Origin of the sequence: Merdimmobilis hominis (assembly GCF_900104615.1) — a bacterium.
In the GTDB taxonomy this organism is placed as follows: Bacteria; Bacillota; Clostridia; order Oscillospirales; family Ruminococcaceae; genus Merdimmobilis; species Merdimmobilis hominis.
The window spans coordinates 953,072-977,698 of sequence record NZ_LT629939.1; the positions used below are offsets into that span (position 1 = coordinate 953,072).

Here is a 24,627-nt window from a genome sequence, read left to right on the forward strand (position 1 = left end):
TATGCAGGGGCAGGGCTCGCTCATGCTGCCTTTACAGGGTTATGGGGGGCTCTTCCCGGACGGCGCCCTTCTCCTCTTTGCTCTTCTGGACAATGCCGGTGATCTTGTCGATCACCTCGGGCACCAGGTTGACCACCTTGTCGGCAGTGTTGCTGCTGGTCGCCAGCTGGAGGAGCTGTACCCCGCCCCCCGCCTTGATCACCAAAAAGGCGATAGGCTGGATGGTGACCCCAGCCCCGGCCCCTCCGCCAAAGGGGTCCGGGGTTTTAGAAGAGGGGAACTCCGACCCGCCGGAGGCATAGCCAAAGGTGACTTTGGACACCGGGATGATGGTGGTGCCATCGGGTGTGGTGACCGGGTCGCCGATGATGGTGTTGACATCCACCAGCTGGTGGAGGTTTTGGATGGAGGAATCCATCAGGTCTTTGATAGGATGGCTCATATGGTTACACCGCCTTTGTTTTGTTGGGTTGATTCTTCGGGCTCGTGGGGCTCCTCCTTCTTCTCTTTTCGGAGGAACAAGGGGAGCAGCTTCACCAGGAGGGCGGCAAGGATGGCGAGCCCGGCGGCCAGCGCCGCCAAAGGGATCATCCTCACCTTGCCGCGGAAGCAGACCGCGCTTTCCTCCTGTGTAAAGTCGGGGAAAACACTGATCTTCACCCGTTTTAGTTGAAAAAGGTTCTCCAGAAAACTGCAGATTCCAAATGCTGCGGCGTTGTACCTGCCGCAGGAGATGGCAGTTTGGGCTGCGTCATCTTCCGCAACCCGCATCCCGAAAAAGATGTCATAGAACACAACGGTTTTTAACAGCCACCGGACCGGGGGCCACAGCCCTTCCAAAAGCTCCTTGCCCAAGGCAAACAATTCCCCGGCGGAGGGCTTTTCCTTTTGTGGCTTCTTTGGTTTCTCCTCTTGGGGAGGTTTGGGCTTTTTCTCCTCCGGGGGCTTCTCCTCCCCAGGGGGGCGGGGGAACACCTGGTACCGAAGGAAAAAATACCGGACCCAAACGGTCAGCTCTCCATTATACTCCGCCTGGAGAACCACCGGCAGGGAGAGAAGGCACAGCAGGAGGCCGCAAAGGCCTGCAAAAATCCATCCGACCATGGTGCGCCCCCTTTCCTCATCCTTCCATGGCGTATTCCCCCTAGAGGAGGGTCTGCTGTTCTTCCTCCTCGGGCGGGGCGGGCAACTCATCCAGGGAGTGGAGCCCAAACGTGCGCAAAAAGGTGTCGCCAGTGCGGTAGGCAATGGGCCTGCCGGGCAGTTCCAGCCTTCCGGCCTCCTCCAGCAGCCCCTTTTCCACCAGGGTGGACACTACCCCTGCACTGTCCACCCCCCGCACCTGGTCCACAAAGGCCCGGGTGACCGGCTGGTTGTAGGCCACCACCGCCAACACCTCCATCGCCGCCTGGGAAAGGGGCTGCTGCCGCTTCCAATCGGTGGCCGCTTGGATCACCCCGGCGTATTCCGGCCGGGTGGCCAGCTGGTATTTGCCATCCAAAGAGAGGACCTGCAGCGGGCTCCCCTGCTGGGTGAGGCGGGCCATGAGGCATTCCGCCTGCTGCCGTGCAGCTGTCCGGTCGATGCCCAAAGCTTCAGCCAACCGCTCCAGCTCCACCGGTTCCCCGGCGGCAAAGAGGATGGCTTCCATCTTCTGTTCCAGTTCAAGAGACATTGCTGTTCCCTCCACACAGGACGGCCGTCTCCCCGCTGACCTCCACCCGCTTGTCCTTCACCATCTCCAAAAGGGCCAAAAAGGTGGCCACCAGTTCGGAGCGGTTGCGGCTTTTCAAAAACAGTTGGGAGATCCGCTGAGGCCTGCTGAGGGCCGCCGTCAAATACTCCATCCGGGACTCCACCGACACCACCGGCCGGCTGACCAGCGGCTGGAAGCTTTCCACCGGTGGGGGGAGCCTGCGCTTGCCCCTCCCAGTGGCGCTCACATAGGCCCGGGCCAATTCCTTCGGCAGGTGGCGGCATTGGTAGGTCTTGTCCACCTCCACCAGCTGTGGCCCCCGCACAAAAATAGTATGGCCACGATTTTGGGCCGCAAGCAGCGCAGCCACCACTTTTAGGGCCTGGTATTCCAAAAGTTGGCCAGTGAGCTCGGTTTTCAGCTGTTCTTCCTCCTCCCGCCGGGGCAGGAGAGACAGGGTTTTTAGGTAAACCAGCCGGGCGGCCATCTCCAAAAACTCGCTGGCAATGTCCAAATCCTGGGCGCGCGCGCCTTCCAGATACTCCAGATATTGGTCCAGCAGCTGGGAGATGGGGATGTCTAGAATGTTGAGCTTGTGCTTGGATATGAGATGGAGGAGGAGATCCAGCGGCCCCTCAAATCCATCTAAGGTAAAGGACGGCCGTTCCATCCTGGGCCTCCCTCCTTCCTCCTGCCGTACTATTTTATAAGATCGCCTGCATGAGCCGGGGGACAAAGGCCGTGGCGCTTACAAACAGGTCGGAGATGGCGTTGCCCACAAAGCTGATAGGCAGGTCGATCACCGGGGTGAAGAGGATGAGCAGCATAAAGATCATGCCGATCTCCCGCTCTTTGCTTATGATCTTCCAATAGGTCCTGCCTGGCAGCACAGCCCCCATCATCTTCCAGCCATCCAGCGGCGGCACCGGCAGCAGGTTGAACACCGCCAACATGATGTTGGTGCTGTAGACAATCCACAGGATGTCCAGAACTGTTTCGGTGGCGCTGTACTGCCACAAGGTTCCAAAGGCGGCAAAACCCAGCACCACCCGGTAAATCACCAGAACAAACAGCGCCAGCAGCAGGTTGGAGGCAGGGCCGGCCATGGCGCTCAGGGCCATATCCCGCTTGGGTTTTTTAAAGTTATTGGGGTTGATGGGCACCGGACGGGCCCAGCCGAACCCGGCAAACAGGATCAGCAGGGTCCCCACCGGGTCCAGATGGCTGAAGGGGTTAAGGGTCAGCCGCCCCGAGCGCTGGGCGGTGTCGTCCCCCAGCCAGCTGGCGGCATAGGCGTGGGCACACTCGTGGATGGGCATAGAGGTGAACACCACCAGCGCCCGGGCCAATATGGTAAATAGATCCATAACTCGTGTTATCCTCCTGGCCGGGGGAACCGGCTTCTTTCCAAGGTTTGGGACGCATATCCGGCGCGGCGCAATGGCACAGCGGAAGTTACTGGAATTATTATATCGTCCGGCGGTGGAAAAAACAAGGGCAGCGGCGCCGGGCCCAGGGGAATTCAACGTTTATTTACAACTTTATTTCGCTTTTCTCAAAAAAAAGCTTGCATTTCCCCTGGGAATCTGATAGTATATTGCTGTTGACTTTGTTTAAAGTTGTATAAGGAGGTGCAGACACATGGCAAAATGCGATATCTGCGGTAAGGACGTCTCTTTCGGAATCAAGGTTTCCCATTCTCACAGAAGATCCAACAGAGCTTGGAAAGCCAACGTAAAGCGCGTTAAGGCAATTGTCAACGGCACACCGTGCCACATCCACGCCTGCACCCGTTGCTTGCGTTCCAATAAAGTGACCCGCGCCATCTAAAACCGCTTGAAAAGAATCGTCCCCGCTGGGATGGTTCTTTTTTCGCATTCTAGGGAAAAACATCCTCCGAGGCCGCCCATTTCCCCTTTTGGGGAATGGCGAAACGCCCCGGGGGATTTTTTTGCCCTTTTCCCCAGAGTCTTACAGAAAAACAGGCTGGGAATCTTCCCAGCCTGCCCCTTAGTTTTCCTTTGTCTCCGGGCGCTTCTCCACCCCGAGCCACTGCCCCTCCGATTCATGGCGGCGGGGACGGCTCATCAGTTCGTCGATGGCCTGCTGGGGGTCCTTCCCCTCGTACAGCACCTTGTATATTTCAGTGACGATGGGCATCTCCACCCCCAGCCGGCGGGAGAGCTCATAGGCGGCCTTGGTGCTGAAATAGCCCTCCACCGTCATATCCACCTCGCCCACCGCCCCTTGGGGGGACCAACCGGACCCGATGAGGATGCCGGCTCTCCGGTTCCGGGAGTGGACGCTGGTGCAGGTGACAATCAAATCCCCCACGCCGGATAGGCCGCTGAAAGTCTCGGGCCGGGCGCCGCAGGCCACCCCCAGTCGGGCAATCTCGGTGAGGCCCCGGGTCATCAAGGCCGCTTTGGTGTTGTCCCCCAAGCCTAAGCCGTCGGCGATTCCCACCGCCAAGGCGATGACATTTTTTAAGGCCCCGCCCAGCTCGACCCCCATGACGTCGTCGTTGACATAGAGCCGCAGGGAGGAGTTGGAGAGGATGTCCTGCACCTTGCGGGCCGCCTCTGGATCGGTAGAAGCCACCACCGCCGTGGTGGGAGCCCCACGGGATACCTCCTCCGCGTGAGAGGGGCCGGAGAACATGACCACCGGGTTCTCCAGCAGGGATTCCTCCAGCACCTGGCTCAGGCTTTCCAAAGTGTCCCGCTCCAGGCCCTTGGCCCCGCAGACCACCACTGCATCGGGGCGCATTTTGCCGCGGATTTTTGCCGCGACCTCCCGCACCGCCGAGGAAGGGGTTGCGATAAAGACCAAATCCGCTTCCCCCAGGGCGTCCAGAGAGTTGGTTACGTCGATCTCCTCCGGCACTGGAACCCCGGGCAGAAGATAGGCGTTTTCTTTGTTCTGGCGGATTTCTTCCACCTGCTGGGGATCATAGGACCACAGGGTGACCTGGTGGCCATAGCGGTGCGCCATCACCGCCAAGGCGGTGCCAAAGCCGCCCGCTCCTAAAAACATCAACCGTGCCATATTGCTACCTCCAATAAAGTGGTTTTCGCAGGGGCGCGCCTTGAGGAACTGCGCCAGTCCTGCCAGTTATTTTTTTTCCCCAAACCGCGCTTCCGTGCCGTTGAGCAGCCGTTTGATGTTGCCCCGGTGCATATACACCACCAACGCGGCCGCAGCCGCGGCAAACACCGTGTCAAAGACATAGGGCCGCCCCTGGAACCGCAGCACAAAATAGGTGGCGAAGGGGAAGGTGATCGCCCCCAGGATAGAGGCCAGGGAGACAATGCGGGTGATGAACGCCAAAGGCACATACACCCCAATCAAAATACAAAACACAATGGGGTTGAGCAGCAAAATAACGCCACAGCTGGTCAGCACCCCTTTTCCCCCTTTGAAGTGGAAGAAAATCGGGTACAAATGGCCCAACAGGACAAATGCCGCCCCCACAAAGCCACCGTCCATAGCGGTGACCCCCAGCTGCTGGAAGATCATCCGGCCTACAAGAACGGCCAGCGCCCCTTTGCTAAAATCCCCGACTCCGGTGAAAAACGCCGGGCCGACGCCATAAGTCCGCAGCATATTAGTCATGCCTGCATTGCCGCTGCCGTGGCGGCGCACATCGTCCTTGGCATAGATCCGGGAGACCAGCACCGCAAAATTTATGCTGCCCATCAAGTACGCAGCCAGCGCGGCCAAACCTGCCGCCAACAGAAAATTTCGATCCAAATCCATAACACACCGCACCTCTTGTTTCCGCCCGGGCGGGCAGTTGTTTGAAGTACTCTTAGCGTAACAGTTTTTTGCCCGTTATGCAACTAGGAATCTGTAAACTTTAACTCGTCTTGAGGCCGGGATACTCCCCTGTCCGTGGGTTACCACAACTATTGATGTGCCTTAACATCTGTCAAGTATGCAACTTTTTATAAAAAGATTTTCACATCTCTGTTGATAGAGACAGAAAACAGATGAAATTTCACCAAAATACTGTTTGATAAGAAAAAATATCAGCATTTTATGAATTATTGATTTATTTATCTTGCAAAAATATACAGCAGCTGGTATACTGTGCTACAAACATTTCTCATCCTGGAGGTCCGCATGAAACCAACGACGAATCGGGTTTATTCCCTCTGTGTCACCGCGCTGTTCGCCGCCATTTTGGCAGTGCTCTCCCCTTTATCCATCCCGCTGCCATTCACCCCTGTCCCCCTCTCTCTCGGGACCTTCGCCGTCTACTTAGCTGCTGCAGCCGGCGGGGTCAGATGGGGCACCCTATCGGTGGCAGTGTACCTGCTGCTAGGGGCAGTGGGTATCCCGGTGTTTGCAGGCTACAGCGGAGGCCTTCAAGTCCTTGTGGGGCCGACCGGCGGCTACCTGATCGGCTACCTGCCCCTGGCCTTTTTGGTAGGGCTGCTCACCGACCATTTCCCCGAGCGGAAATCCATCTACCCCTTGTCAATGATCGCCGGAACATTCTTCTGTTATGCCATTGGCACCTGGTGGCTTGCCCGGCAAGCCTCCCTCTCCCTGCCTGGAGCGCTGGCGGCCGGGGTGCTCCCCTTTCTTCCGGGGGATGGGGTGAAAATCCTCGCGGCGTCTGCCATCGCCTATCCAGTGCGCCGGGTCCTCTTTCGGAGGAGGGAGAATTTTCCCCCACAAAAAAAGGCGGGCTAGCATAGCCCCCCTTTTTTATTGGAACCAACACCAGTTAGCTTTTGGTCCAAGTTTTCCCCCATGCTGCATTTTTATGGTAATAGGTCTTTCCTCCCGCTGTATGGGAACATTCAAAACCTAAAACCTCCAGATCAAGGCCGACGGAACCAGTTAAACAATTATCCACTACCACCTCATACGTTCCTCTAGCCTGAATTTGCAGGGACTGTTTATCCGAGGAAATCGTTGTGAGAACATAGTCCTCATCAAAGCTTCCCTTTTCATTCTCCCCTTCCGTCCACTCCAACAGCACCTCTTCAAAGAAGGGAATCCCCTGGGACACGCCGCACAAAACTCTCGTCCCCGCCACAACAGTATTACCGTCTCCAAAATCATGTTCAGCGGTGTATTCCATCTGGCGGAAGCCGTCCTCATATAAGCAGGCGGCTTTTTCTTCGGCCTCGCCCGGCATCATCCATTGATGCTGGATATAAAATTCCGCCGCTTCTTCCTCGGTGCAGACCCGAACCTGGGCTTTCCCTTGGCCCATCCCCTTCAGCCCCAGTGGGGAAACCCAGCCATTTTCCGGCTTTCCCTGGGGAGATAACAACCAGATTCCAAGGGAAAGCAACAAAGCTGTAAACCGCATATGACATTCCTCCACTCCTTATGGAAAGAATATCATTTTTTCTTGCTGTTTAAAAGGCGCAGGCATCAAAAAAGCGATGGACCCAGGAGCCCATCGCTTTTTTGGTGTTTGTTTAGTTGTCCCCACGCTCCCGGACGATGAAGCGGATGGGGGTGCCGTCCAACTGGAAGGTCTCCCGGATCTGGTTCTCCAAATACCGCTGGTAGGAGAAGTGGAACAGCTCCTTGTTGTTGCAGAAGGCCACAAACGTTGGGGGCTTGGTGGCCGCCTGGGTCATGTAGTAGATTTTCAGCCGCTTGCCCTTGTCGGAGGGGGGCTGCACCCGGGCGGTGGCATAGGCCAGCAGGTCGTTGAGCCGCCCGGTGGAGATGCGCATGGCGTTTTTCTCAAAGACGTAGTTGATCATCTCAAACAGCTTGTTCACCCGCTGGCCGGTGAGGGCAGAGATGAATACAAAGGGCACATAGGACATAAAGCTGAAATCCACCTCCAGCTTTTTGCGGAACTCGTCCATGGTCTTGTCGTCCTTGTCGATGGCGTCCCACTTGTTGACCGCCACCACGCAGCCTTTGCCCTGCTCGTGGGCATAGCCGGCCACCTTGGAATCCTGCTCGGTAAAGCCGACAGTGGCGTCGATGACGATGACGCAGACGTCGGAGCGGTCCACCGCCATATAGGCCCGCAGAACGCTATAGCGCTCGATCTCCTCTTCCACCCGGGCCTTGCGCCGGATGCCTGCGGTGTCGATGAAGACGTATTTGCCGAACTCGTTTTCCACCACCGTGTCGGTGGCATCCCGGGTGGTTCCGGCGATATCTGAGACAATCACCCGCTCCTCCCCGGCCACCCGGTTGATGAGGGAGCTTTTGCCCACGTTGGGCTTGCCGATCACCGCCACCTTGACGAACTCTTCGTCGTAGCCCTCCGCCTTGTCAAAGTCTATTTTTTCATAGCAGGCGTCCAGCAGGTCGCCGGTGCCATGTCCGTGGGCGGCAGAGACTGCAATAGGATCCCCCAGGCCCAGGTTGTAAAACTCGTAGAACTCCGCTGGCGGGTCGCCGATGGTGTCGCATTTGTTCACCGCAAGGACTAGGGGTTTGCCGCTTCTAAGCAGCATGCCCGCCACGTCCTGGTCGGTGGCGGTGACGCCGGAGCGCAGGTCGGTAACCAAAACAATCACGTCGGCGCTGTGGATGGCCAGTTCGGCCTGCTGCCGCATCTGGGAGAGGATCACATCGTCCGCCCGGGGCTCGATGCCGCCGGTGTCCACCAGCATCACCTCTTTGTTCCTCCACTCGCAGGGGGCGTAGATCCGGTCCCGGGTGACGCCGGGGGTGTCCTGCACAATGGAGAGGCGCTGGCCGATCAATTTGTTAAACAGGGTGGATTTGCCCACGTTGGGCCGCCCCACCACTGCGATAATGGGTTTTGCCATGGTGTCATGCCTCCTTTTTCCGGGATTTTCCCGGCGGGTTTTCCACTTCTCCCCGTGGGGGTGGGGGAAAACCAGGCTGGTTAAATCTCCTGTCCGGTCATGGCGGACAGCACCGAAAAGCCGTCGTTTTCCACAACCTGTATCGGGGTGCCCAAGGCGGCCTGGGCCTCCTCAAGGGTCACGTCGTCTAAAAACATATCCTGTTCGTGGCGCAGCATCACGTTTGGGATCAAAAGCGCCTCACCCAGGTCTTTTCCCTTTAGCTGGGCCATCAGGTCGGTGCCGGTGATAAGGCCCGCCACGGTGATGTTGTGCCCGAAATAGTCGTTGACAATCCGGTGGACCTCCACGGTCAGGCCGGGAAACAGCTCCTGGGCCTTCCCCGCCAGCTTGCAGAGAAGGGGGTAGGCCAGCACACCGGTGGCAATGGACACCTTCCGGGTGAGAGGACACGGATCGCACAGGGAACAGGCGCTCGTAAACTCCTGTTCCAACTGGGCCATCAGGCCCACGCCGTTGTCCAACTGGTCGAACTCCCCGTAGTACTCCACCGGGGGGATGGGCCGCCCGGCCAGCAGAAAGAATTCGTCAGAGGGGTAGGCCACCCGGACGCCCCGCTCTTTTTGGACTTCATCGGCAAAGGCGTCGATGGTGTCGATCACCGCTGCGGCCTCCGGCGCCGTGTAGGTCCGCAGGGGGTAAAGGCCCTCCCGGTAATCGGTGAGCCCCACCGGCACGCAGGCGATGCTCTGGAGGTTTTCCCCCAGAGCGCCCAAATCCCGCAGGCTGCGGGAGAGCTCCTCCCCGTCGTTGATGCCGGGGCAGAGGACCAGCTGGGTGTTGACCTTAATCCCCCCCTCGGTCAACATTTGAATATACCGCAAGCTGCTGGCCGCCCGGGGATTTTTCATCATCTCCACCCGCAGCTGGGGGTTGGTGGTGTGGACCGAGATGTTGATGGGGCTGATCCGCATCCGGATGATCCGCTGGATGTCCCGGTCCTCCAAATTGGTCAGGGTGATGTAGTTGCCGAACAAAAAGGAGAGCCGGGCATCATCGTCCTTAAAATACAAGCTCTCCCGCATGCCTTTGGGGGTCTGGTCCACAAAGCAGAAGATGCATTTGTTTTTGCAGTTCTGTTGCTTGTCCATCAAATAGGTGTCAAACTCCAGCCCCAGGTCGTCGTACTCCCCTTTGTGGACCTTGACGATGTAGGGGACGTTCTGCCGCAGCAGTTCGATTTGCAGCTGGCGGTCGGTCATATAGAACCGGTAATCCAGCACGTCGTCGATGGGGTTGCCGTTGATGGATACCAAAGTATCCCCTGTCTGAATCCCCGCCCGTTGGGCGTGGGAATGTTTGTCGATTTCACGGATGGTGACCGCCAGTGGAAATCCCCCCTTGTTTAAAAAGAAGCGTACTATTCCTTAGCTTTTGCCGCAGTGGAAAAGGTTATGCCCGCCCAAAAGCAAAAAAATAGAGGCGGAAACACGTCCCCCCTCTATCCTTTGAAGCTATGCAACTAGCCCTCGATTTTGATAACTTCTCTGCCTTTGTAGAAACCGCAGTTTCCACAAACTCTATGGGGGAGCTTCAGCTCGCCGCACTGAGTGCATCTGCACAGTGCAGGGGCTTCCAGCTTCCAAACGTTGGAACGTCTTTTGTCTCTGCGGGTTCTGGATACTTTTCTCTTCGGTACTGCCATGTTCAGCACTCCTTTATTTTATTTCTAGTTTTGGTTGTTCAAAAGGTCTTGCAAGACCTGCAATCTGGGGTCGATGGACTGTTTGCCGCACCCGCAGGTTGTCTCGTTAAGGTTGGCGCCGCAAATGGGGCACAGACCCTTGCAATCCTCGCGGCACAGCGCCTTGATTGGTAGCTCAAGGAGGATGTCGGAGGTGACAAGCTGGTCCAAATCCAGCAAACCGTCTTTTACCACGATAAAATCGTCGTTGTCCTCGTCGTTGAGTTCACGCGCCAGTACATGCTCAAAACGATAGACGGTGGGCCGATCGGACTGGGTGAGGCAGCGGTCGCAGATGGTGGTGAGCACAAAGCTGGCTTCGCACCGCAAGGTGACAATACCCGCCCTGTTTTCCACACTGCCCGTGACCTTAACCGGCGACTGAAACGGCCTTTGACCCCACTGACTCACCTGGGAGAGGTCCAGCTGGCGTTCAAATGCCAGCGACTCCCCTTCGATATCAAAAATACGGCCCAAATCAATCATTTTGATACGACGCTCCCTTCGGCTGGTACCCCAAGCGACGGATGCCATACCCATATCGCAAGAACCACGGACTTTTCTGCTGGCCAAAAAGGGCAGAAATCACCCTTTGCAGCCAAATGCTACTCAAATATTATAGTAAGCCAGACGTGGTTTGTCAAGAGAGATTGCCCCGTTTTTTGGGAGAATACCGGCATTTTTTGCGGGTTTGTTTTGGTAATTTCGTATGAATCCGCCCCCTTTTTCCCAAACAGTGCCAAAGGGGGCACTTTCCCCGAGAAAAAACCGCCTCGGCCTTTCTGCCAGGGCAGTATCTAGTATTGGCAAAGAAATGGAAAATAGCCGGGAAAATCCTGCCAGGCGGCGGGATCTGTTCCCGGCTATTTTCACGCATCGGCCGCTTCCCGGAACCGCTGCATCCTGTCCAGGGGAATTTCAGCCCCGGCAGACAGTGCTTTTGTTGCAAAAGCCACAAAAGACAAAGGGGTAAACATCCATAGGGGGAAACAAAAACAATTAAAAGCTTGCCAAACCAGCCCCGAATGCGCTGCAGTTTTCCAAGGCGGAGGCATCGGGGGTCTCGTTGACAATCAGCCCTTCCCCGCGGTAGAGGACTGCCCCAGCCGCAACGACGCGATCCTGCCAATCCCGCATCCACTGGCCATCCCCCCAGCCATAGCTGCCGAAGAGGGCCACCTTTTTGCCGGAGAGGCCGCCTTCAATGGAGGTAAAAAAGGGGTCGAACTCCCCTTCCTCCAAGACTTCGCCGCCCATGGCGGGACAGCCGAAAGCCAACACGTTAAACCCTTGAAGGATGCCGGCGTCCGCCTGGCCTACCGGAAGAAGGGACACCTCCGCACCGGCACCTTTGGCCCCTTCTTCGATGGCGCTGGCCATGGCCTGGGTGTTGCCGGTACCGGACCAATATACAATTGCTATTTTGTTCATATACAGCCTCCTGTTGTCTCAATGTTCGTTTTATACCACGGGAAAAATCTGCACAATGGAAAGCCCCATCCCCACCCGGCGGCACAGGGAATCCCGGCAGCGGTCATACTGTTCAAACAACGCCTTGGCCTGGTCTACGTCACCGTAGACCTTCCAGTGGCCACAGTATTTGTATTTCTGGCCGCAGTACCGGCAGAACCCAGCCACATCCTCCGGCGGATACCCGAGGAACAGCCCCACCTCATGCGGGAATTCCCGGCCCTCCATCCGGTGCCGGAGCCGGTGCAAACAGGCGTCCACCCCAGCCCCAGGATCATAGCCCGCTTTAATCAATAGCTTTGCGACAGCCCTCTTCGTCAGGTGCCGCTTCAGTGCCTCCGGGCGGTAGACAAGCACCAGGAACCGCCGGTCGCACTGGCATAGGACATCCAGGCGGATGCCCCGCTCCTCCAGCTTCGGGCCCTGTTCTTCCAGCAGGTCCGGCAGATGGGGGTAGTCCGCTTTGGAACAGGAGACCAGATTAGCCGGCTTAATTCCCGCTAAGGCCGGGGCACAGTGGCGCGCCAACAATTGATCAAAGGATTGTGCCATGGTGGGGACTCCTTTCTCGTGGTTAGTTAAAGCTAACTATATGGGAAAAAGAAAACGGCTGCTTGCCGCCGCAATGGGTTAGCATTTGCTAACCTCATATTCACTATACCATGTCCTCCTCTCCTTGTCAAGGAAAAACCTCCCTTACCGCCCAAAATTTTTCTGTGGGCCTGTGCATCCCCGGTTTGGATTCCTTGAGACCGGTAGGGGGAGCCGCCGGTCAGAACAGCAGAATCCCAAACCGTTTGAACTCACGTACAGCCGGCCCCAAATTCCAATGTCTCACCGTTAAAAAAGCCGGAACCGCCCCTGCCGGGGAGCAGTTCCAGCCCTTTTGGATTTAAACCAGCCGCCGCACCAGGTCTTCCCGGCCGCCGGGCAGAAGGTCGATAGGCGGAATTTCAATCATCGTGTAACACCCCGGCTGCTGCCGCACTGCCCCACGGGCCGCCGAAGCCATCAGCTGGCCAGTGAGGGCGGGGTTGTCGATGGCCATATCAAAGGAGAACCTCTGGCTGTCCCGCTGGCCGCTGACCCCTTTGCGGCTCAGGTGGACTCCATGTCCCCGGTCCATCAGGTCAGCAACCCGTTCCACCGGAATGACGTGGGTCTCGTCGTGGATAAAATAGGGGTCGGCACGGATGGCCTCCTCCACCCGGCCCAGTTCCGCGCCCGGCAGCAGCTCCACATAGACCATCCTCCGGTGAAGTCCGGTTCCCAAAGGGACGGTCAGGGAGAGGGCATCCTTCACCCCGGTGATCGCTTTGACCGCAACCGTGTGGCCCATGCTCATCCCCGGCCCGAAGTCGGTGTAAGTGATGCCCCGGGGGGCGGATGCTTCCAGCAAGGCCCTCACTGCCGAATCCAGGCCCGGGTCCCATCCGGCGGAGAGGATGGCTGCCACCCCGTTCTCCTTAGCCACCCGATCCAGCCTGGCCCGCACCTGAGGGATATCCCCGTGGATGTCAAAACTGTCAGCTGTGGCGATGCCCTTGCGCAGCAGCTTCACCGCCGCCTCCGGCACCATCCGGGAAGGCAGGGCCAAAATCGCCGCCTGGGGCTTTTGAGGCAGGTTCTCCACCGAATCCGCCACCGCCACCCCCGGCAGGCCGGAGAGCCCTCCGCCGCTGTGGCGTACTACCCCGACCAACGAGAGATCTGGGGAGGCGAGCACCGCTTCCACGGCGGCCTTGCCCACATTTCCATAGCCGATCACCGCTGTCTTAATCATGAAAAACAACTCCTTTTTGCTCGCCCCATTTGGGCGCAAAAAAAGACGGGGCACAGGGGATTCCCCTTTTGCACCGTCCTTTTTGTTTCTTATTCAACCGGGAGATTATGCGATATAACCTTTCAGGCTCTCAGGGAGCTCAGAGGGATCGCAGGATACGGTAAACACCAATTCCACTTCGCTGTCTTTGGTCAGCTTGTTCAGCTTGTCGATCATCTTGGCCAGGCCTTCCAGGTCTTTTCCGCCGATTTTCAGGGTTGCATCCACATACATGTCAGTGATGTCATAATTCCCCGCCAAAATGCCGGCCAGGAAGCCATAGAACGCATCAAATCCACTGATGTCATAGGTCTCAATGTCCACAAGGCGGGCCTTATGACTCAGGTCATAGGTCAGCTGCAAGCCTTTCTCCACACAAACAACCGCACCGTGATCCTTTGCGACCGCTGCGTTGACGCCGTCTACCAGTTTTTTTGTTTTCCCGGAGCCCTTATTCCCTACAATCAATTTAATCATGGTGTTTTCCTCCCTTTTTGGTGGTATTATGTAACCGCTGGCGCGGGTACCTTCCTGTTTTGTTGTGGGCATTACAGCTGTGCTTCCAGCTGCTGCCGCAGTTCCTCGTAACCGGGTTTGCCGAGCAGGGCGAACATGTTTTTCTTGTATGCCTCCACACCCGGCTGGTCAAAGGGGTTGATCCCCAAAAGATAGCCGCTGACGGCACAGGCCATTTCCATAAAGTAGATGAAATATCCCGTCTCAAAGGCGTTGACCTGGGGCAGTTCCAGCACTGCGCTGGGCACCCCGCCGGAGCAGTGGGCCAAGGCCGTGCCCTCCATGGCTTTGCGGTTGACCTCTGAGAGCTTCCAGCCGGCCAGGAAGTTGAGACCGTCGAAATTCTCCTCTTCTTTGGGGAGGATGAATTCCTCAGCCGGCTCCCCCAAATCCACAATGGTTTCAAAGAGGATGGGGCTCCCCTCCTGGATGAACTGGCCCAGGGAATGGAGGTCGGTGGAGAAGGTGGCCGCTGTGGGGAGAAGTCCCTTGTGCTCCTTGCCCTCGCTCTCCCCAAAGAGCTGTTTGTACCACTCCGCCATCATGGAAAAGCTGGGGTCGTAGCTGACCAGCATTTCCGCCTTTCGCCCTTTGCGGTAGAAAAGGTTGCGGATAGCCGCGTAACGGATGCAGCTGTTGCCGCCAAAATCCGGGGCGGACAACTCCTCCCGGGCAGTGGCGGCGCCGTCCATCAGCGCCTGAATATCCCCGCCGCTGACGGCGATGGGCAGAAGCCCCACCGGGGTGAGAACCGAGTACCGGCCCCCCACATCGTCGGGGATGACAAACCGCTCATACCCCTCCCGAACCGCTAAGTCGTGAAGGGTGCCCCGGCTGCGGTCGGTGGTGCAGTAGATACGCTTCTGGGCTTCCTGTTTGCCGTACCGGTGCTCCAGGTACTCCCGGAATACCCGGAAAGCGATGGCAGGCTCGGTAGTGGTCCCGGATTTGGAGATCACATTGACCGACACCCGTTTCCCCTCGCAGAGGGAGAGGAGCTGGCACAGCTGGCTGGAACTCATATTGTTGCCGGCAAAATAGATCTGGGGGGAATCCTTGGCAAGGCTGTTGTACAGCGGGGAGCCCAAAAGCTCAATCACCGCCCGCGCCCCCAGGTAGGAGCCGCCAATGCCGATGACGACAAGCAGGTCGCTGTCCCGCCGGATTTTTTGGGCAGCCATCTGGATGCGGCAAAACTCATCCCGGTCATACTCCGCCGGCAGATCCAGCCACCCGAGAAAATCATTCCCCCGGCCGGTGCGCTTGCAGAGCGTCTGGTGGGCCGCCACCGCTTGGGCGGCGATTGCGTCAAAATCTTCGGGGCTCAGGAAGCCTTTCAGATACTGTTCTTTCAGCTTAGTCGCCATAGAACTTCCTCCTCGTTTTGCCTTATCCATAGTTTAGCGTATTCCAGCAAATTTTTCAAGTTTAAAAGTGATAATTCTCCTGTTTTTGTTGATCATTCACAGATTTTTAAGAATTCATCCGACTGGCGGCCTCCCACAGGGTTTCTAGGCCCTTGAGGAAAGTCATCCGCTCCACGCCGCTGGCCGCGGTCAAGTCGTAGCGGCTCACCGGGGTGCCCTCCACCAAAACGGTGACCGAACCCAGGACCTCCCCCTGCTCCACCGGGGCGTGGACATCCTCGGCCAGCTGGATCTCCTGGGTGATGGAACTGCCGCCGCCCTTCTCCACCACAACTGGCATAGGAGGCACAAACTGGACCTCCACCTGGCGCTCTACACCGCCCAAAACTTTCACTGGGGTCAGCTGTTCTTGGATGGATGGCGGCTGTACCGCTTCATAGTTGGCAAAGCCGTAATCCAACAGGGTGCGGGCGGCGTTAAACCGCTCGTCGCTGGTGCTGGAGCCCATGGTGACCGCCACCAGGCTCAGGTTCCCGCGGGTGGCGGAGGCGGAAAGGCAGCTTCCCGCGCCGTCGGTGGTTCCGGTCTTCAGGCCAGTGGCCCCTTTGTAAAAGCGGATCAGCCGGTTGGTGTTGACCAGTTGGGTTTTGCCGTCCCGCAGGGAATCCATCCAGACGGTGGTGTACTCTTTAATTTTTTCGTGTTTTAGGAGCTCCCGGGACATGATGGAGATATCCCGTGCGGTGCTCAGGTGGCCGTCGGCGTCCAGGCCATTGGTGTTTTCAAAATGGGTGTTTGTCATCCCCAGTTCCTGGGCCCGGCGGTTCATCAGGTCCACAAAGGCGTCTTCGCTGCCGGCTAGGTGTTCCCCCAGAGCGCAGGCCGCGTCGTTGGCGCTGGAGATGGCCGTCGCCTTGAGCAGCTCGTGGACGGTCATCTCCTCCCCCACCTCCAGCCAGATTTGGGAGCCCCCCATGCTGTTGGCGTTGGGGGAACAGGTCACTTTGTCCTCCAAGCTGATTTTGCCGCCATCCAAGGCCTCCATCACCAGAAGGAGGGTCATCACCTTGGTGATGGACGCCGGGTGCATCTTTTCGTCCGCGTTCAGTTCGTAGAGCACCCTGCCGGTGTTCTGTTCCACCAAAATGCCCGATTTTGCCGGGATATCCCCCACCGCGCCCGGCTGTGCCCACACGGGCAGGGCCTGCGCCAGCAAGAGGGCCGCGGCGACAAAGGCCGCTGTGCATTGCCGGATCGCTCGTTTCATACGCTCACCTCGTCGATTCAAAACTCGGTACAGTGTATGCTCGCCCCGCCGCCGCGAGAACGGCTTTCCCTTCCGCGGCAGATTGTGGGGAAAATTTTGCAAAAGCGACGTTTTTTCCCCCGCCGGATTGATCGTTTTACCTAGAAACCGCCCCCGTTCAGGGGGATTATTTCGGCTGGCTGCGTCTTGTAATTGCACGGGGGATTTTGTATAATTTAAAGGTAAGAAATTCGCGGTCTCGGCATCGGGGCCGCTTGTTTTGCTCCCGCTCACCTGATTATATCGGGGACAAGCTGTGAAAAACCGCGAAACCCGGGGTTTTGCGGCCTCTACAGCCCTGCCGGGGCGGGAAAAAACCTCTCGCCAGCCCTCTGCTTCGCGTGGCGGGAGGAACCCTTTTATTATGAGCGCCGACGCGAAGCGGCAGAATGGATGATTGCTATGCGCATCGCTTTTTATACCCTGGGCTGCAAGGTCAACCAGTATGAGACCCAGGTCCTCAGCCAGCAGTTTGCCGCCGCCGGTTTTGATTTGGTGGAGCCCACCGATATCGCCGACGTCTACGTGGTCAACTCCTGCACCGTTACCTCCAGCGGGGACAAAAAAACCCGCCAGATCCTGCGCCGGCTAAAGCGGCAGAACCCCGCCGCTAAGGTGGCGCTGACCGGCTGTTTCCCCCAGGCCTTCCCCGACGCGGCAGAGGCTTTTACTGAGGCGGACGTCATCACCGGTTCCTACAACCGGGCCTCCTTGCTGCCCGCCATCCGGGAGTGCCTGGCAACCGGCAGCCGGGTGGTCAACATCACCGCCCACCAAAAAGGGGAAGCCTTTGAGGACATGAAGGCCGGAAAGTTCTTTGAAAAGACCCGGGCTTCCATCAAAATTGAGGACGGGTGCGAGCGCTACTGCGCCTACTGCATCATCCCCTATGCCCGGGGGCCGGTCCGCTCCAAACCTTTGATGGATCTGAAGCTGGAGCTGACCGAGCTGGCCGCCGCCGGCTATAAAGAAGTCGTCCTGGTGGGCATCAACCTGTCGGCCTATGGCAAGGACTTCGGCGGCCATCTGACCGACGCCATCGCCCTGGCCTGCACCACCGACGGCATCGAGCGGGTCCGCCTGGGCTCCATCGAGCCGGAGATGATCACCGACAAAGACCTGGAGGAGATGGCCCGCTATCCCCGCCTCTGCCCCCAGTTCCACCTGGCGCTGCAAAGCGGGTGCGACGCCACCCTCAAGCGGATGAACCGCAAATACGACACCGCCGAATACCGCCGGATGGTGGGCAAAATCCGGGAGCTGTTTGAGAACCCCTCCATCACCACCGACATCATGGTGGGCTTCCCCGGCGAGACCGAGGAGGAATTTGCCTCCACCCTCCAGTTCGTAGAGGAGATCGGCCTGGCCAAGGCCCATGTCTTCTCCTACTCCATCCGGGAGGGCACCGCCGCCGCCCGGATGTCCGGCCAGGTGGACCCGCAGGTCAAGGAGGAACGCAGCGCCCGGCTCATCGCCGCCACCGGCAAGACCCGGCAGGAGTTCCTCCAAAACCAGGTGGGCACCGTCCAGGAGGTGCTGTTTGAAACCCAAACTGGCGGCCTGACCCACGGGTACAGCAAAAACTATACCCCGGTCTTTGTAAAGACGGATGAAGATGTCACCGGCGCCATCCTCCGGGTGGAGATCACCGGGGCCGAGGCTGACCACTGCATCGGCCGCATCCTGTAACCCTATGTTATCCCTTCGGCATCCGCCGAATTTATCTGTGTTCCCCATCCCCTCAACCGACCATAAATGAGTAGTAAGGAGAGTTTGGAATGTCTGTTACCAGAATCTATGTGGAAAAGCGCCCCGAATTTGCCGTGGAGGCCGCCGGTGCCCTTTCCGACATCACCTCCGCCCTGTCCATCGACTCCATCACCTCCCTGCGCCTTGTCAACCGGTACGACGTGCAGGGAATCTCCCAGGAGGATTTTGACGCCGCCCGGGGCACCATTTTTTCCGAGCCCCAGGTGGATGACACCTATGATGAGCTGCCCGCCTGCAATGGCCGGGTGTTCGCGGTGGAATACCTCCCCGGCCAGTTTGACCAGCGGGCCGATTCCTGTGCCCAGTGCATCCAGATTTCCACCCAGAAGGACCGCCCGGTGGTCCGTTCCGCCAAGGTCTACCTGCTGGAAGGGGAGATCTCCGACGCCGACTTTGCCCGCATCAAGGCCTATCTGATCAACCCGGTGGAGAGCCGGGAGGCCTCCCTGGAAAAACCGGAGACCTTGGACACCAACTACGCCATCCCCGAGACGGTGGAAACCCTCTGCGGATTCACCGCCCTTTCGGAGGAGGAGCTCTCCCAGTTCATCCGCCAGTACGGCCTGGCCATGGATCTGGACGACATCAAATGCTGCCAGAACTATTTCAAAAATGAGGAGAAGCGGGACCCCACCATCACCGAGGTTCGGATGATCGACACCTACTGGTCCGACCACTGCCGCCACACCACCTTCTCCACCCATATCGACGACGTTTCCATCGACTGCGATTACATCAAGGACACCTATCGGGAATATCTCTCCCTGCGGGAGACCCTGTACGCCGGCAAAGACCGCCCCATCACCCTGATGGACCTGGCCACCATCGGCGCAAAAGCCCTGAAAAAACAGGGGCTTCTCACCGACCTGGACCAGTCGGAGGAGATCAACGCCTGCTCGGTAAAGATCAAGGTGGACCACGACGGGGTTTTGGAGGACTGGCTCCTGATGTTTAAGAACGAGACCCACAACCACCCCACTGAGATCGAGCCCTTCGGCGGTGCGGCCACCTGCCTGGGCGGCGCCATCCGCGACCCCCTCTCCGGCCGGAGCTATGTCTACCAGGCCATGCGCCTCACCGGTGCGGCCGACCCCCTCGCCCCGGTGGAGGATACCATCCAGGGCAAACTCTCCCAGCGCAAAATTGTCACCACTGCCGCGGCGGGCTACAGCTCCTACGGCAACCAGATCGGCCTGGCCACCGGCCACGTGACCGAACTGTACCATCCCGGCTATGTGGCCAAGCGGATGGAGGTGGGCGCAGTCATCGGCGCGGCCCCTGCGGAAAATGTAGTCCGCATGGTCCCCGAAGCCGGGGATGTGGTCATCCTGCTGGGCGGCAAGACCGGCCGGGACGGCTGCGGCGGCGCAACCGGCTCCTCCAAGAGCCACACGGTAGAATCCCTGGAGAGCTGCGGAGCCGAAGTCCAGAAGGGCAATGCCCCCGAGGAGCGCAAGATCCAGCGGCTGTTCCGCAATGGTGAGGTCACCCGGATGATCAAGCGCTGCAACGACTTCGGCGCAGGCGGCGTGTCGGTGGCCGTAGGCGAGCTGGCCGACGGCCTCTCCATCAACCTGGACGCCGTCCCCAAGAAATACGACGGCCTGGACGGCACCGAGCTTGCCATCAGCGAAAGCCAGGAGCGGATGGCCGTCGTGGTCGCCGCCGGCGATGTGGACAAGTTCATCGCCGAGGCTTCCAAGGAAAACCTGATGGCCACCCCTGTTGCGGTGGTCACTGACACGGGCCGCCTCTCCATGACCTGGAACGGCAACACCATCGTGGACCTCTCCCGGGAGTTCCTCAACTCCAACGGCGCGGTGAAACACACCACCGTTGCGGTTCCTGCCCCTCAGTTCTCCGAGAAAGCCCACGGCGCTTCCCTGCCTATGGAGGAAAAATGGCCCAAGGTTTTGGGTCACCTGAACGTCTGCTCCCAGAAGGGCCTGGTGGAGCGGTTTGACTCCTCGGTGGGCGCGGCCACTGTGCTGGCTCCCTTTGGCGGCAAGCACCAGCTGACCCCCGCCCAGGCCATGGCAGCCAAGATCCCCGTCCTCACCGGCGAGACCAACACCGCCTCCCTGATGGCCTGGGGCTTCAACCCCTACATCGGCGAGGTGTCCCCCTATCATTCCGCCATGCTGGCCGTGGTGGAGTCGGTGGCTAAAATTGTAGCCGCCGGCGGCAGCTACCGCCACTGCTGGATGAGCTTCCAAGAGTACTTTGGCAAGGTCAAGGATGACCCCGCCCGCTGGGGCAAGCCCTTCGCCGCCTTGTTGGGCGCTTTGAAGGCACAGCTGGAGCTGGGCATTGGGGCCATCGGCGGTAAGGATTCCATGTCCGGCACCTTTGAGGACATCGACGTCCCCTCCACCCTGATCTCCTTCGCCGTTTCCACCGCCCAGGTAGACAAGGTGGTCTCCGGCGAATTCAAAAAATCCGGTAGCCCGGTCTACCTGCTCCAGCCGGAGTTTGACAAAAACGGCCTGCCCTGCTTCGACTCGGTTAAAAAGGTGTTTGACACCGTCGAAAAGCTGATCTCTGAGAAGAAGGTCCTCTCCGCCTACACCCTGGGCATCGGCGGCGTGGCGGCCGCCGTCAGCAAGATGGCCTTCGGCAACTCCATCGGCTTTGCCTTCGCAGAGAAGCAGGACGAAAACACCCTCTTTAAGACCTCCTATGGCGGCTTTGTGCTGGAAACTGCAGAGGAGATCGACGGCCTGCCTCTCCTGGGCCATACCACCGAGGACTTCACCGTAAAGGTCAACGGCGCCACCGTGGACCTCTGCAAGGCCCAGGAGGTTTGGGAGAACAAGCTGGCCCCCATCTTCCCCGCCCAGCTCCCCACCCCCAAGATCCTGGTGCCCACCCACTCCTTTGCGGCTAATAAGGAATTCCACGCCGCATCAAAGATCGCCAAACCCCGGGTGCTGATCCCTGTATTCCCCGGCACCAACAGCGAGTACGACACCGCCAAAGCCTTTGAACGGGCCGGCGGCAGCGCCACCACCTTTGTGATCAAAAACCTCTCCTCCCAGGATATCGAGGAATCGGTTGCCGCCTTTGAGGAGTTGATCCACCAGTCCCAGATCATCGCCATCCCCGGCGGCTTCTCCGGCGGCGACGAACCCGACGGCTCCGGCAAGTTCATCACCGCCTTCTTCCGCAACCCGCGGATCAAAGACGCGGTCCACGACCTGCTCAAAAACCGGGACGGCCTGATGCTGGGCATCTGCAACGGCTTCCAGGCCCTCGTTAAACTGGGCCTTGTCCCCTTCGGTGAGATCGTGGACATGGACGAGACCTGCCCCACACTGACCTTTAACCGGATCGGCCGCCACCAGGCCAAGCTGGTCCGCACCCGCATCGCCTCAAACAATTCCCCCTGGCTGATGCATTCCCAGGTGGGGGATGTCTACACCATCCCGATCTCCCACGGCGAGGGCCGGTTTGTCGCCAGCCCCCAGCTGCTGGAGAAGATGGCCCAAAACGGCCAGATCGCCACCCAGTATGTGGATCTCTGCGGCAATCCCACCCTGGATACCCGCTACAACCCCAACGGTTCGGTGGACGCCATCGAGGGCATTCTCTCCCCCGACGGCCGCGTTCTGGGCAAGATGGCCCACTCCGAGCGGTTCAGCGGCGGCACCTTCTGCAATGTGCCCGGCAACTACGATATGAAGCTGTTTGAGGGCGCTGTGGACTACTACACCAAATAACCAATAAACCCAAAACCGCCGGGGGCTGTTAGCCCCCGGCGGTTTTTTGAAAGAAAATATTTCGATTGCGGCTACAACTTCCCCCTAGAGTTTTTGGTGGAAATTGGGTAGACTAAACGGGATAGTCCGTTACCCTTCAAAGGGGACGATCTCCTGAAAAAGGGCCCGGGTTTTGGGCGGGATCCTCTTGTCCAGATGGCAGCTTCCAAAGGCCCAAAGCCGGTACTCGCAGCTCTCGCTGACCCGGTCGAAGAAGGCCCCCAGCAGGTTGCTCCGCTCCCCTTGGGGATTCAAAAACCGGTACAGCCGCCCCGAACACTCGTGGGTGACGATCAAATCCACCCGGTTGCCCAACTGGGCGAGGGACTCCTCCCCATGGGCGATCTCCTCCTGGGTGGGCATCTCCTGGGGCCACCAGCTCTCCCCTTCCCGGCGCAGCTCAATGTCCGGGCTCTCCCCGCCGCCGAAGGCAAAGATGGTTTTACCCTCCACCCGGTAGCATTCTCCCCGCATCAGATGGATGAGGTTGCCGGAAATCCGGTGGATTTTTCCGCCGTTCCACTCCTCTTCCGGGTAGGCGGCCAGCCGGTCCAGGTTGTCGTGGGTTCCCTCCACAAAGGCGATGGTATACCGGCGCTTGCCCAGCCATTTGAGGTGTTTCTCTTCCCCCTTGGAGCCGTCCCAGATAAAGCCGAAATCCCCGCAGATGATGAGGGTATCCCCCTTTTTCAGCTGTTTTGCCTCTTTGGATTGAAAACGCTCCATCCCGCCGTGGGTATCCCCCGTCAGATAGATCATCTGCTAACCGCTCCTTTGTCTTTACCCATCCGGGTTTTTCTGGTATACTAAAGGGTATAGGATCGTACCCGCCCCCTGCGGGGGTCCCGATTATTGTACCACAAAGTCTGCACAAACTTTAAGAATTGCGGTGCGGCTGTTGCCGCAAAGTGCTTCGCCCTGCAAACAATTCTTCGAATGCCACGGCTTTGCTGTGGCTATTGTACCATGTATTTGCGACGGTTTCCAGCCTGGATTTGAATTTTCGTCAGCTGGTTTTCTGCCATTTCCGATAAACGGCTTTTATGGAAGTGAGGTTCCCATACCATGAAAAAATTTCGTTTTCTCCCCTTGCTTTTGATCATCTGCCTGCTCTTTTCCTCCATCCCCGCCTATGCCCAGTATGAGCCCCTGTTCGACGTCCAATCCAAGGCGGTCTATTTGGTCAACCTGGACACCGGCAACGTGATCTATGAAAAAAACGCCGATGCGAAGATGTATCCCGCTTCGCTGACCAAGATCATGACGGCCATCGTGGTGCTGGAAAACATCGACGACCTGGATGGCACCGAAATCACCTTCAAGCCCTATCTGGAAGTGATGATGAGCGAGAAAAACGCCCAGTACGGCGGCATCTCTTTGGGTGGCCTGTATCGGGGGGACACCCTCACCGCCCGGGAACTCCTCTATGCGATGATGCTCCCCTCCGCCAACGAGGCGGCGGTGATTTTGGCCGATTATGTAGGGGATGGCTCCCTGGATTACTTTTATGACCTGATGAACCAGAAAGCCCAGGAGCTGGGCTGCACCGGCACTCATTTTTCCAGCGCCAATGGCCTTCATGAGGCGGACAACTACACCACCGCCAAAGACATGTACTTAATCACCCGCTACGCCATGCAGAACCCGGACTTTGCGGAGATTGTCTCCACCACCTTCTACGATGGCGGCCTCAACATCAAAGGCCAGAACCTGTACTGGAACACCACCAACAAGATGATGGTGAAAGGCAGCGGCTATTACTATCCTTATATCACCGGGGTCAAAACCGGCACCACCGAAGAAGCGGGCCGGTGCATTGTCACCACCGCCTCCCGAGATGGATACTCGTATCTGATGGTGGTGATGGGCGCCCCCATGGAGGGGGACACCAACATCGCTATGGAGGAGACCCAGAAGCTCTACGACTGGGTGTTCTCGACCTTTCGGGTCAAAACCATCACCGAGCAGGGGGAAAGCCTGGTGGAAGTCCCCCTCAAGCTCTCCTGGAACAAGGACCATCTCAAACTGATGAGCGGCGAACGGTTCCAGGCGCTGATCCCCGACGACATCGACGTGGCCAGCTTAACCACCGAATATGAACTGCCCAACTACATCAAAGCCCCTATTAAAAAGGGGGATTTTGTGGGGTACCTCCACTTCTCACTGGCTGGGGAAGAGCTGGGCCAGGTGGAATTGGTCTCGATGGAAAATGTAGACCGGAACATCTTCCTCTTTTATGTAGACCTTCTCTCCACCATGCTGCGGGCCTATTGGTTTAAGTTTGTGGTGGTCTTTGCAGTCCTTTCCACCCTCTGCTATGTGGGGCTGATGTTTTTGCAGCAGAAGGGGAAACGGCGGTACAAACCTGTGCGCCGGCGGAAAAATCTATAACTATATGTAGAATTTCTGGATGT

At 58.3% G+C, this 24,627-nt stretch carries 24 protein-coding genes; 5 read left to right on the plus strand and 19 right to left on the minus strand.

Going from position 1 to position 24,627, the window contains the following annotated elements; translation table 11 throughout:
* Positions 1-31 precede the first annotated feature (31 nt).
* Genes ytfJ through BQ5353_RS04645 form a run of 5 tightly spaced genes read right to left on the minus strand, consistent with a single transcriptional unit; the run spans position 32 to position 3,063 of the window.
* Positions 32-442, minus strand: a complete 411-nt coding sequence (gene ytfJ, locus BQ5353_RS04625; protein WP_071427398.1) for a GerW family sporulation protein — start codon at positions 440-442, stop codon at positions 32-34.
* Positions 439-1,104 (minus strand): DUF2953 domain-containing protein, encoded by a 666-nt coding sequence (locus tag BQ5353_RS04630; protein WP_054332140.1) that lies wholly within the window; start codon positions 1,102-1,104, stop codon positions 439-441. The genes ytfJ and BQ5353_RS04630 overlap by 4 nt, the downstream gene beginning before the upstream one ends.
* Positions 1,105-1,144: 40 nt before the next feature.
* Positions 1,145-1,675: an SMC-Scp complex subunit ScpB gene (gene scpB, locus BQ5353_RS04635; RefSeq protein WP_054332141.1), complete on the minus strand. Its 531-nt coding sequence runs from the start codon at positions 1,673-1,675 to the stop codon at positions 1,145-1,147.
* Complete coding sequence (locus BQ5353_RS04640) at positions 1,665-2,366, minus strand: segregation and condensation protein A (RefSeq protein WP_071427399.1); 702 nt, start codon at positions 2,364-2,366, stop codon at positions 1,665-1,667. Before BQ5353_RS04640 ends, scpB begins: the two co-directional genes overlap by 11 nt.
* 34 nt (positions 2,367-2,400) lie before the next feature.
* Positions 2,401-3,063, minus strand: a complete 663-nt coding sequence (locus tag BQ5353_RS04645) for a site-2 protease family protein (protein WP_054332143.1) — start codon at positions 3,061-3,063, stop codon at positions 2,401-2,403.
* 274 nt (positions 3,064-3,337) lie between these two features.
* On the opposite strand from BQ5353_RS04645, the gene rpmB reads away from it, so the two are divergent.
* The gene (gene rpmB, locus BQ5353_RS12380; RefSeq protein ID WP_074026311.1) at positions 3,338-3,526 is read left to right on the plus strand and encodes a 50S ribosomal protein L28; all 189 of its coding nucleotides are present in this window, start codon (positions 3,338-3,340) and stop codon (positions 3,524-3,526) included.
* Between the two features lie 180 nt (positions 3,527-3,706).
* On the opposite strand, the gene BQ5353_RS04650 is transcribed toward rpmB, so the two are convergent.
* Positions 3,707-4,744: an NAD(P)H-dependent glycerol-3-phosphate dehydrogenase gene (locus BQ5353_RS04650; protein WP_054331951.1), complete on the minus strand. Its 1,038-nt coding sequence runs from the start codon at positions 4,742-4,744 to the stop codon at positions 3,707-3,709.
* Positions 4,745-4,810: 66 nt separating this feature from the next.
* Positions 4,811-5,455 carry a glycerol-3-phosphate 1-O-acyltransferase PlsY gene (plsY, locus tag BQ5353_RS04655; protein WP_071427403.1) on the minus strand — a complete coding sequence of 215 codons (645 nt, stop codon included), beginning with the start codon at positions 5,453-5,455 and terminating at the stop codon, positions 4,811-4,813.
* A 366-nt stretch (positions 5,456-5,821) separates the two neighbouring features.
* Here plsY and BQ5353_RS04660 point away from each other — a divergent pair, with 366 nt between their 5' ends.
* Entirely contained in the window at positions 5,822-6,397 is a 576-nt protein-coding gene (locus BQ5353_RS04660; protein ID WP_054331953.1) for a biotin transporter BioY, read from the plus strand.
* A gap of 34 nt (positions 6,398-6,431) precedes the next feature.
* Here the strand turns inward: BQ5353_RS04660 and BQ5353_RS04665 are convergent, their stop codons facing one another.
* From BQ5353_RS04665 to BQ5353_RS04710, 11 genes are all read right to left on the minus strand, one after another.
* Positions 6,432-7,025, minus strand: a complete 594-nt coding sequence (locus BQ5353_RS04665; RefSeq protein ID WP_054331954.1) for a hypothetical protein — start codon at positions 7,023-7,025, stop codon at positions 6,432-6,434.
* A gap of 112 nt (positions 7,026-7,137) precedes the next feature.
* Entirely contained in the window at positions 7,138-8,460 is a 1,323-nt protein-coding gene (der, locus tag BQ5353_RS04670; protein ID WP_071427404.1) for a ribosome biogenesis GTPase Der, read from the minus strand.
* 80 nt (positions 8,461-8,540) lie between these two features.
* Positions 8,541-9,884: a DUF512 domain-containing protein gene (locus tag BQ5353_RS04675; RefSeq protein WP_321164302.1), complete on the minus strand. Its 1,344-nt coding sequence runs from the start codon at positions 9,882-9,884 to the stop codon at positions 8,541-8,543.
* A gap of 98 nt (positions 9,885-9,982) precedes the next feature.
* Complete coding sequence (rpmF, locus tag BQ5353_RS12385; RefSeq protein WP_074026312.1) at positions 9,983-10,165, minus strand: 50S ribosomal protein L32; 183 nt, start codon at positions 10,163-10,165, stop codon at positions 9,983-9,985.
* 24 nt (positions 10,166-10,189) lie between these two features.
* A complete protein-coding gene (locus BQ5353_RS04680) occupies positions 10,190-10,690 on the minus strand; it encodes a YceD family protein (protein ID WP_054331956.1) in 501 nt (166 codons plus the stop codon).
* 513 nt (positions 10,691-11,203) lie between these two features.
* Entirely contained in the window at positions 11,204-11,635 is a 432-nt protein-coding gene (locus tag BQ5353_RS04685) for a flavodoxin (RefSeq protein WP_054331957.1), read from the minus strand.
* A 30-nt stretch (positions 11,636-11,665) separates the two neighbouring features.
* On the minus strand, positions 11,666-12,226 hold the full coding sequence (locus BQ5353_RS04690) for a DUF3793 family protein (protein ID WP_054331958.1): 561 nt from the start codon (positions 12,224-12,226) through the stop codon (positions 11,666-11,668).
* 340 nt (positions 12,227-12,566) lie between these two features.
* Complete coding sequence (locus BQ5353_RS04695) at positions 12,567-13,457, minus strand: diaminopimelate dehydrogenase (RefSeq protein ID WP_054332058.1); 891 nt, start codon at positions 13,455-13,457, stop codon at positions 12,567-12,569.
* 105 nt (positions 13,458-13,562) lie between these two features.
* Positions 13,563-13,973 carry a hypothetical protein gene (locus BQ5353_RS04700; protein WP_054331959.1) on the minus strand — a complete coding sequence of 137 codons (411 nt, stop codon included), beginning with the start codon at positions 13,971-13,973 and terminating at the stop codon, positions 13,563-13,565.
* Positions 13,974-14,044: 71 nt separating this feature from the next.
* Positions 14,045-15,379 carry a glucose-6-phosphate isomerase gene (locus tag BQ5353_RS04705; protein ID WP_071427405.1) on the minus strand — a complete coding sequence of 445 codons (1,335 nt, stop codon included), beginning with the start codon at positions 15,377-15,379 and terminating at the stop codon, positions 14,045-14,047.
* A 106-nt stretch (positions 15,380-15,485) separates the two neighbouring features.
* Complete coding sequence (locus BQ5353_RS04710; RefSeq protein ID WP_054331960.1) at positions 15,486-16,646, minus strand: D-alanyl-D-alanine carboxypeptidase family protein; 1,161 nt, start codon at positions 16,644-16,646, stop codon at positions 15,486-15,488.
* 432 nt (positions 16,647-17,078) lie between these two features.
* On the opposite strand from BQ5353_RS04710, the gene mtaB reads away from it, so the two are divergent.
* A complete protein-coding gene (gene mtaB, locus BQ5353_RS04715; RefSeq protein ID WP_231358713.1) occupies positions 17,079-18,374 on the plus strand; it encodes a tRNA (N(6)-L-threonylcarbamoyladenosine(37)-C(2))-methylthiotransferase MtaB in 1,296 nt (431 codons plus the stop codon).
* Between the two features lie 89 nt (positions 18,375-18,463).
* Entirely contained in the window at positions 18,464-22,174 is a 3,711-nt protein-coding gene (locus tag BQ5353_RS04720) for a phosphoribosylformylglycinamidine synthase (RefSeq protein WP_071427406.1), read from the plus strand.
* Between the two features lie 129 nt (positions 22,175-22,303).
* Here the strand turns inward: BQ5353_RS04720 and BQ5353_RS04725 are convergent, their stop codons facing one another.
* A complete protein-coding gene (locus tag BQ5353_RS04725; protein WP_054331961.1) occupies positions 22,304-22,972 on the minus strand; it encodes a metallophosphoesterase in 669 nt (222 codons plus the stop codon).
* Positions 22,973-23,278: 306 nt separating this feature from the next.
* Here BQ5353_RS04725 and BQ5353_RS04730 point away from each other — a divergent pair, with 306 nt between their 5' ends.
* Positions 23,279-24,604 carry a D-alanyl-D-alanine carboxypeptidase family protein gene (locus BQ5353_RS04730; RefSeq protein ID WP_054331962.1) on the plus strand — a complete coding sequence of 442 codons (1,326 nt, stop codon included), beginning with the start codon at positions 23,279-23,281 and terminating at the stop codon, positions 24,602-24,604.
* Positions 24,605-24,627 lie beyond the last annotated feature (23 nt).

Bases quoted from the DNA above. Each gene is read 5' to 3' on its own strand.
- BQ5353_RS04690 (WP_054331958.1), bottom strand. From the start codon at position 12,226: ATGGCACAATCCTTTGATCAATTGTTGGCGCGCCACTGTGCCCCGGCC.
- mtaB (WP_231358713.1), top strand. From the start codon at position 17,079: ATGATTGCTATGCGCATCGCTTTTTATACCCTGGGCTGCAAGGTCAAC.
- BQ5353_RS04645 (WP_054332143.1), bottom strand. From the start codon at position 3,063: ATGGATCTATTTACCATATTGGCCCGGGCGCTGGTGGTGTTCACCTCT.
- BQ5353_RS04665 (WP_054331954.1), bottom strand. From the start codon at position 7,025: ATGCGGTTTACAGCTTTGTTGCTTTCCCTTGGAATCTGGTTGTTATCT.
- BQ5353_RS04695 (WP_054332058.1), bottom strand. From the start codon at position 13,457: ATGATTAAGACAGCGGTGATCGGCTATGGAAATGTGGGCAAGGCCGCC.
- rpmB (WP_074026311.1), top strand. From the start codon at position 3,338: ATGGCAAAATGCGATATCTGCGGTAAGGACGTCTCTTTCGGAATCAAG.
- BQ5353_RS04685 (WP_054331957.1), bottom strand. From the start codon at position 11,635: ATGAACAAAATAGCAATTGTATATTGGTCCGGTACCGGCAACACCCAG.
- BQ5353_RS04700 (WP_054331959.1), bottom strand. From the start codon at position 13,973: ATGATTAAATTGATTGTAGGGAATAAGGGCTCCGGGAAAACAAAAAAA.
- BQ5353_RS04725 (WP_054331961.1), bottom strand. From the start codon at position 22,972: ATGATCTATCTGACGGGGGATACCCACGGCGGGATGGAGCGTTTTCAA.
- plsY (WP_071427403.1), bottom strand. From the start codon at position 5,455: ATGGATTTGGATCGAAATTTTCTGTTGGCGGCAGGTTTGGCCGCGCTG.
- BQ5353_RS04730 (WP_054331962.1), top strand. From the start codon at position 23,279: ATGAAAAAATTTCGTTTTCTCCCCTTGCTTTTGATCATCTGCCTGCTC.
- BQ5353_RS04705 (WP_071427405.1), bottom strand. From the start codon at position 15,379: ATGGCGACTAAGCTGAAAGAACAGTATCTGAAAGGCTTCCTGAGCCCC.
- ytfJ (WP_071427398.1), bottom strand. From the start codon at position 442: ATGAGCCATCCTATCAAAGACCTGATGGATTCCTCCATCCAAAACCTC.
- rpmF (WP_074026312.1), bottom strand. From the start codon at position 10,165: ATGGCAGTACCGAAGAGAAAAGTATCCAGAACCCGCAGAGACAAAAGA.
- BQ5353_RS04710 (WP_054331960.1), bottom strand. From the start codon at position 16,646: ATGAAACGAGCGATCCGGCAATGCACAGCGGCCTTTGTCGCCGCGGCC.
- der (WP_071427404.1), bottom strand. From the start codon at position 8,460: ATGGCAAAACCCATTATCGCAGTGGTGGGGCGGCCCAACGTGGGCAAA.
- BQ5353_RS04720 (WP_071427406.1), top strand. From the start codon at position 18,464: ATGTCTGTTACCAGAATCTATGTGGAAAAGCGCCCCGAATTTGCCGTG.
- BQ5353_RS04640 (WP_071427399.1), bottom strand. From the start codon at position 2,366: ATGGAACGGCCGTCCTTTACCTTAGATGGATTTGAGGGGCCGCTGGAT.
- BQ5353_RS04630 (WP_054332140.1), bottom strand. From the start codon at position 1,104: ATGGTCGGATGGATTTTTGCAGGCCTTTGCGGCCTCCTGCTGTGCCTT.
- BQ5353_RS04650 (WP_054331951.1), bottom strand. From the start codon at position 4,744: ATGGCACGGTTGATGTTTTTAGGAGCGGGCGGCTTTGGCACCGCCTTG.
- BQ5353_RS04660 (WP_054331953.1), top strand. From the start codon at position 5,822: ATGAAACCAACGACGAATCGGGTTTATTCCCTCTGTGTCACCGCGCTG.
- BQ5353_RS04680 (WP_054331956.1), bottom strand. From the start codon at position 10,690: ATGATTGATTTGGGCCGTATTTTTGATATCGAAGGGGAGTCGCTGGCA.
- scpB (WP_054332141.1), bottom strand. From the start codon at position 1,675: ATGTCTCTTGAACTGGAACAGAAGATGGAAGCCATCCTCTTTGCCGCC.